Source organism: Streptomyces sp., assembly GCF_031181705.1.
In the GTDB taxonomy this organism is placed as follows: domain Bacteria; phylum Actinomycetota; class Actinomycetes; order Streptomycetales; family Streptomycetaceae; genus Streptomyces.
In genome coordinates this window covers 1-6,502 of the sequence record NZ_JAPSKN010000019.1, presented here as the reverse complement: position 1 = coordinate 6,502, position 6,502 = coordinate 1, and the positions used below count along the sequence as shown (strand labels likewise).

Annotated in this window: 9 protein-coding genes; 6 read left to right on the top strand and 3 right to left on the bottom strand. The window is 73.3% G+C overall.

Annotated elements, in window-relative coordinates:
* Nucleotides 1-861: a dihydropteroate synthase gene (gene folP, locus RIN80_RS06555; RefSeq protein WP_309094539.1), complete on the bottom strand. Its 861-nt coding sequence runs from the start codon at nucleotides 859-861 to the stop codon at nucleotides 1-3.
* A gap of 142 nt (nucleotides 862-1,003) precedes the next feature.
* Here folP and RIN80_RS06550 point away from each other — a divergent pair, with 142 nt between their 5' ends.
* Entirely contained in the window at nucleotides 1,004-1,393 is a 390-nt protein-coding gene (locus tag RIN80_RS06550; protein WP_309094538.1) for a DivIVA domain-containing protein, read from the top strand.
* Nucleotides 1,390-1,977, top strand: a complete 588-nt coding sequence (locus tag RIN80_RS06545) for a DNA-3-methyladenine glycosylase I (protein ID WP_309094537.1) — start codon at nucleotides 1,390-1,392, stop codon at nucleotides 1,975-1,977. The genes RIN80_RS06550 and RIN80_RS06545 overlap by 4 nt, the downstream gene beginning before the upstream one ends.
* Before the next feature lie 80 nt (nucleotides 1,978-2,057).
* Here the strand turns inward: RIN80_RS06545 and RIN80_RS06540 are convergent, their stop codons facing one another.
* Entirely contained in the window at nucleotides 2,058-2,861 is an 804-nt protein-coding gene (locus RIN80_RS06540) for an enoyl-CoA hydratase-related protein (protein WP_309094536.1), read from the bottom strand.
* Between the two features lie 64 nt (nucleotides 2,862-2,925).
* Between RIN80_RS06540 and RIN80_RS06535 the strand changes: the two genes are divergently transcribed.
* Both RIN80_RS06535 and RIN80_RS06530 read left to right on the top strand, forming a co-directional pair.
* On the top strand, nucleotides 2,926-3,090 hold the full coding sequence (locus RIN80_RS06535; protein ID WP_309094535.1) for a hypothetical protein: 165 nt from the start codon (nucleotides 2,926-2,928) through the stop codon (nucleotides 3,088-3,090).
* Nucleotides 3,091-3,242: 152 nt separating this feature from the next.
* Nucleotides 3,243-3,410 carry a DUF3117 domain-containing protein gene (locus RIN80_RS06530; protein ID WP_003966491.1) on the top strand — a complete coding sequence of 56 codons (168 nt, stop codon included), beginning with the start codon at nucleotides 3,243-3,245 and terminating at the stop codon, nucleotides 3,408-3,410.
* A 120-nt stretch (nucleotides 3,411-3,530) separates the two neighbouring features.
* Here the strand turns inward: RIN80_RS06530 and RIN80_RS06525 are convergent, their stop codons facing one another.
* Nucleotides 3,531-4,226: an O-methyltransferase gene (locus RIN80_RS06525; protein WP_309094576.1), complete on the bottom strand. Its 696-nt coding sequence runs from the start codon at nucleotides 4,224-4,226 to the stop codon at nucleotides 3,531-3,533.
* Between the two features lie 236 nt (nucleotides 4,227-4,462).
* Here RIN80_RS06525 and sigE point away from each other — a divergent pair, with 236 nt between their 5' ends.
* Together sigE and RIN80_RS06515 are read left to right on the top strand one after the other, a co-directional pair.
* On the top strand, nucleotides 4,463-5,161 hold the full coding sequence (gene sigE / locus RIN80_RS06520) for an RNA polymerase sigma factor SigE (RefSeq protein ID WP_309094575.1): 699 nt from the start codon (nucleotides 4,463-4,465) through the stop codon (nucleotides 5,159-5,161).
* Nucleotides 5,158-6,201: a zf-HC2 domain-containing protein gene (locus tag RIN80_RS06515; protein WP_309094534.1), complete on the top strand. Its 1,044-nt coding sequence runs from the start codon at nucleotides 5,158-5,160 to the stop codon at nucleotides 6,199-6,201. Before sigE ends, RIN80_RS06515 begins: the two co-directional genes overlap by 4 nt.
* Nucleotides 6,202-6,502: the final 301 nt, after the last annotated feature.

Below are 6,502 nucleotides of genomic sequence, written 5' to 3'. Positions count from 1 at the left end.
CTAGGCCAACCCGCGCCGCGCGACGGCAGGACGCCGGTGCCCCGCGATCGCCGCGACCATGTCCAGCACCTGCCGTGTCTCGGCGACCTCGTGCACCCGGTACACCTGCGCCCCGAGCCACGCGGACACGGCCGTCGTCGCCAGCGTCCCGACCAGCCGCTCCTTCACGGGCCGGTCCAGCGTCTCCCCGACGAAGTCCTTGTTGGACAGCGACACCAGCACCGGCCACCCCGTGGCGACCATCTCGTCCAGCCGCCGCGTCGCCTCCAGACTGTGCCGGGTGTTCTTCCCGAAGTCGTGGCCGGGGTCGATCATGATCGACTCGCGCGGCACGCCCAGGGCCAGCGCCCGCTCGGCCAGCCCGACCGTCACGTCCAGGATGTCGGCCATGACGTCGTCGTACTCGACCCGGTGCGGCCGGGTCCGCGGCTGTGCGCCCCCGGCGTGGGTGCACACGAGCCCGGCCCCGTAGCGCGCGGCGACCTCCGCGAGCGCCGGGTCGACCCCGCCCCACGCGTCGTTCAGCAGGTCCGCGCCGGCCTCGCACACCGCCTCGCCGACCTCGGCCCGCCAGGTGTCCACGCTGATGATCACGTCCGGGAAGCGGCGCCGCACCTCCGCCACGAACCCGACCGTGCGCCGGGCCTCCTCCTCGGCCGTGACCTCCTCGCCCGGCCCGGCCTTGACCCCGCCGATGTCGATGATCGCGGCCCCTTCGGCCACCGCCCGCTCCACGCGCGCGAGGGCCGGCTCGTCGCGGAAGGTGGCGCCCTGGTCGTAGAAGGAGTCCGGGGTCCGGTTCACGATCGCCATGATCACCGGCTCGTGCGGCCCGAATTCCCGCTTGCCCAGCCTGAGCATCCGCTGTGACCTTTCCTGGTACGTCCCGTCTTCCGCCGCCTGCGACCCTAACCGTCGTGGTCGCATGGCACGATCGGAGCCTGACAACATCCGACTCGGAGCACTACGCGACTCCGATCCGTCCGACCGTGGGGGCCCCGCGATGGTTATGTTCCTGTTCCTGGTCGTCGCGCTCGCCGTCGTGGTCGGCGCGGTGACCCTCGCGGTGGTGGGCGGCGGCGAGAACGGCCCGCTGCCCGAGGCCGCCCCCGAGCGGCTGCGGGACCCGCTGCCCCCGGACCGCCCGGTCAGCCGCGCCGACGTGGAGGACCTCCGCTTCCCGCTCGCCGCCCGCGGCTACCGCATGGCCGACGTCGACGACGCCCTCAGCCGCCTGGGCGCCGAGCTCGCCGAACGCGACGCCCGGATCGCCGACCTGGAGTCGGCCCTGGCGGGCGCCCGCGCGGCGTCGTCGCACGGCCCGCTGCACCCGTCGGGCGGGCACCGGGTGTCCACCGACAAGCACGCCCCGCGACAGGAGGACCGGCCGTGAGCGACGGCGCCGCCCTCGCGGGCCCGGACGGCCGGCTGCGCTGCCCCTGGGCCCTGTCCGCCCCGGAGTACGTGGCGTACCACGACGAGGAGTGGGGCCGCGTGGTCCACGGCGACGACGCGCTGTTCGAGCGGCTCAGTCTGGAGGCCTTCCAGTCCGGCCTGTCCTGGATCACCATCCTGCGCCGCCGCCCGGGCTTCCGCGCCGCCTTCGCCGACTTCAAGATCGCGGCGGTGGCCGCCTTCACCGACGAGGACCGCGAGCGGCTCCTGGCCGACACCGGCATCATCCGCAACCGCGCCAAGATCGACGCGACCCTCGCCAACGCGCGCGTGCTCGCCGACTGGTCCCCGGGCGACCTGGACGCCCTGATCTGGTCCCACGCCCCGGACCCGGCCGGCCGCCCGGTCCCGAAGACCCTCTCGGACGTCCCGCCGGTCACCCCGGAGTCCACGGCCCTGTCCAAGGCCCTGAAGAAGCGCGGCCTCCGCTTCGTCGGCCCGACGACGGCGTACGCGCTGATGCAGGCCTGCGGCCTGGTCGACGACCACCTGGAGGAGTGCCTGGCGAGGAACGCCCGGTGAGGGGCGCGGGGAACCGCGCGAGCGACCACGCAGCACCCGCGGCCCCCCGGCAGCCCCCGGCGGCGCCACCGGCCCCTGGCTCACCGGCCCAGGTACTTCGGCTTCTCCTTGTCGACGAAGGCCCGCACCGCGATCGCGTGGTCCTCGGAGGACCCGGCCCGCGTCTGCAGCTCGTCCTCCTTCTCCAGCGTCTCCTCCAGCGAGTGCGTCAGCCCGAAGGCCACCGACTCCTTCAGCGCCGCGTAGGCCACCGTGGGCCCCTCGGCCAGCGCCCGCGCCACCTTCTCGGCCTCCGCGCGCAGCTCCCCGGCCGGCACCAGCCGGTTCGCGACACCGAGCTCGTACGCCTCCTGCGCGCTGATGTTGCGGGGGAAGAGCAGCAGGTCGGCGGCGCGCCCCGGGCCGACGACCCGCGGCAGCGTCCAGGAGATCCCCGAGTCCGCGGTCAGGGCGACCCCCGCGAACGACGTGTTGAAGGCCGCCGTGTCCGCCACGATCCGGTAGTCCGCCGCGAGCGCGAACCCGAAGCCCGCCCCCGCCGCCACGCCGTTCACCGCGGCGACCACCGGCTTCGCCGCGCCGGCCAGCGCCCGCACGATCGGGTTGTAGTGCTCCCGCACCGTGCTCATCGTCTGTCCCGAGCCGGACTCACGGTCCCGCACCAGCAGCCCGATGTGCTCCTTGAGGTCCTGCCCGACGCAGAACGCCCGGTCACCGGCGGCGGTCAGCAGCACCGCCCGCACCGCGGCGTCGCCCGCCGCGGACTCGACCGCCTCCCGCAGGGCGACCTTGGTCGCCACGTTCAGCGCGTTCATCGCCTCCGGGCGGTTCAGCGTGATCGTCGCGAGTCCGTCGCTCACCTCGTAGAGCACGGTGTCGGCCATGGCGTATCCCCTCCGTGTCGCCGCCCGGGGCGTACCGGCCGGTACGCCCCGTCTGCAGGACAGCATGACGGAGATCGCCGACGGCCGACCGGAGCGGACGTGTGACCTGCGTCAAAGAATTCTCGCCCGGATCCGTTCGCCGGACGTGTGTGCGGAGGCGGAGTATCGCAGCCTCATCGCCGAATTGAGTGGTTTTGCTCGCGTGCGTTGCCCAAGCGATGCCGACTGATGTTGGTCATCGGGTCCTGAGATGCGGGATAATGGCTGGGAAGCAATATGTGTTCGATGCCGGTGTCGCGTGTCCTGCCACAAGGAACCGCACGTGTGCCCTTCTAGGGCCGTCGGCTTTGACTGAGCTGGGTTTCAGGAAGGGGTACGAGCATGGCGGCCATGAAGCCGCGGACGGGTGATGGCCCGCTCGAGGTGACCAAGGAGGGGCGGGGCATCGTCATGCGCGTTCCGCTCGAAGGCGGCGGTCGGCTCGTCGTCGAGCTGACCCCGGACGAGGCCGACGCCCTGGGCGACGCCCTCAAGAAGGTCGTCGGCTGACGCGCAAGCGACCATACCCTTTCAGCTGCCCCGGCATCACATGAGGTGCCGGGGCGGCTGTTTTCCCACCGATGACCTTCGCCTGCCCCGGCTCGCGCCGGGCTAACGTGCCGACAGGCCCTAGCGTTTCACCGCGCACAGCAGACCGTCGCCCACCGGCAGCAGGGACGTCACCAGCTCCTGGCTCTCGCGCACCGCGCGCAGCAGCTCCCGCAGGCGCAGCACCTCGGTGGGCTGCGGACCGGAATCCACCGTGCGGCCGTTGGCGAAGGCGCCCTCGAAGACGACGAGCCCGCCGGTCCGCAGCAGACGCAACGATTCAGCGAGGTAGTCCATGACCTCCAGCCGGTCGCCGTCGCAGAACACCAGGTCGTAACCGGCGTCCGCGAGACGGGGCAGCACGTCCAGGGCGCGGCCCGGGATGAAGCGCGCCCTGTTGCTGGCGAAGCCGGAGGCGCGGAAGGCCTGGCGGGCGAACTGCTGGTGCTCCGGCTCGGGGTCCACGGTCGTCAGGACACCGTCGGGCCGCATGCCGTGCAGCAGGTGGATCCCGGAGACACCGCAGCCGGTGCCGATCTCGGCGACGGCCTTCGCGTCGACGGAGGCGGCCAGCAACCGCAGCGCGGCGCCCGTGCCGGGCGACACCGAGCGCAGCCCTGCCTCGCGGGCCCGGTCACGGGCCCAGCGCAGCGCTTCGTCCTCGGCGACATAGGCGTCGGCGAACGCCCAGCTCGTCTGCCGGTTGCCGGTAATGACCCTCTCCTGTCCCGTGAATGCCTGGGCGTGACTGTATCCGTTGGGCTCGGGAACCCGCAGATGGGACCGGTCGTTTAAAGGGACGAGCGAGCGGCGGGGGCCGGGACGGGGGGCAGGCGGTGGAACAGGGCGCCGAGCGGGTACCGACGCAGCAGTACGAGGCGTATCAGCCCAGATCAAATTCTCGTAAAACCGCTTATCCGGTCCTAACGGGCGAGGTGGCTATGGTAGGGGCTCCACTGGACACCACCAGAGCTGACAGGGGAGGTGCGGCTGCACCTGTGGATCGCGGGGGAGTGTTCCGGCGCTTCCTCGGATCGGCGGGCAGGCCGACATCTGTGAACGACAACGCTGACCACAGCCACGCCGCTGGCTCCGCCCAGACCGCGACCTTCACCACCGACGCGGACGGGCAGGCGTGGACTCCGCCCACGTGGGAGGAGATCGTCAGCACGCACAGCGGCCGGGTCTACCGGCTCGCCTACCGCCTCACCGGAAACCAGCACGACGCGGAGGACCTCACGCAGGAGGTCTTCGTCCGTGTCTTCCGGTCCCTGTCGACGTACACGCCGGGCACCTTCGAGGGCTGGCTGCACCGCATCACCACGAACCTGTTCCTGGACATGGTGCGCCGCAAGCAGCGCATCCGCTTCGACGCGCTCGGCGAGGACGCGGCCGAGCGGCTGCCCAGCAAGGAGCCCAGCCCCCAGCAGGTCTTCAACGACGCGCACTTCGACGCGGACGTCCAGCAGGCCCTCGACACCCTCGCCCCGGAGTTCCGCGCCGCGGTCGTCCTGTGCGACATCGAAGGACTGTCGTACGAGGAGATCGCCGCGACCCTCGGCGTCAAGCTCGGCACGGTCCGCTCGCGGATCCACCGCGGCCGTTCCCAGCTGCGCAAGGCCCTCGCGCACCGCTCCCCGGAGGCGCGCGCCGAGCGCCGCTCCTTCGTGCCCCGTGTTCCCGCACTGGGAGGAGGGGGCGCGAGCGCGTGAGCGGATCACGGCCTTCCGAGGGACACCTCGCAGAGCAGCATCTGGGAGACCGGCTCTCCGCCCTGGTGGACGGCGAGCTCGGTCATGACGCGCGTGAGCGCGTACTGGCGCACGTGGCCACCTGCCCGAAGTGCAAGGCGGAGGTGGACGCCCAGCGCCGGCTGAAGAACGTCTTCGCGGAGGCGGCTCCGCCGCCTCCCTCCGAGAGCTTCCTGGCCCGCCTGCAGGGACTGCCCGCGGGCGGCGGCCCGGACGGTGACCTGCCGCCGGGCGGGACGGCGCTGCCCGGCGGGCTGTCCGGGCGGTTCGGCACGTCCGGGGCGTTCGCGACGAAGCGCGGCGAGCGGTTCGAGTTCGATTACGCCCCCTCCCGCCCGCACCTCCCGTCGGCCCTGCCGCCCTCCGCGGGGCGCGGGCTCGCCGCGGGTGAGCGCGGCGTTCCCTCCGGCCAGAGCGGTCTGCCCTCGGGCAGCCGGGGCTTCCGCATCCACGACGTCGGCCGGCCCGACCCGGACCGTTCCTCCTCACGGCTGCGGTTCGCCTTCGCGGCCGCCGGAGCGGTGTCCCTGGCCGCGATCGCGCTGGGCGGTGTCACCGGGGGCACCCCGACCGACACGGAGGCCCGCGGCGGCCCGGGCACGGGAAGCAACGTCACTCCGATGCGCACCCAGGGCACGGGCGCCGCGACCGCTCCCGAGTCCCAGCGCCGCCGCGGCGCCGGACCGCTGCTCGGGCAGGTGCACGGGCAGAACCTGATCGGTCACACCCCGGTCGCCCCGACCGAGGTGTCCGCGCCGCTGCTGCCCGGTGTCCCGCCGCCCTCCTCCGCCCGGCACGGCGCCGTGCACGCGCTGACCGCGCCGGTGGTGGCCGGTGCCGCCGCCATGTCCCCCCTGATACGCCCGCTCCAGGCGGCCCCACCGGCCGCTCTGACGACCTGGTCGGCGCTCCCGGGGCTCACGGCGCCCCTGCTCGCCGTGCCCTTGCCGGAGATCTCCTCGTCCCCCTCGCCCACCGCTTCCCCGGGCACGGCCCGCTGACCGGCCTCTGCGCACCGGCCCGGCGAACCTGATTGAATCCGGGGGTGGTGTCCGCGGCCGAGGTGGGCCGGGGCGCCGATTCGACGAACTGCGGCCACCGCTGACGAGCCGTGCCGCGGCTGTGCTGTGGGGAGAGCATGAACGAGGGGAAGCCCACGAAGGCGAAGTGGTGGGGTCGTCCACGGCCGCAGGACGACGCGGGGGCGGAGCCGGCGGCGAATGAGGCGCAGGGCCCGGTTGCGGCCCCGGCCGGTTCCCCCGACACCGGGGGAGACTTCGAGCTGGCGCGGCCCGAGGCCCG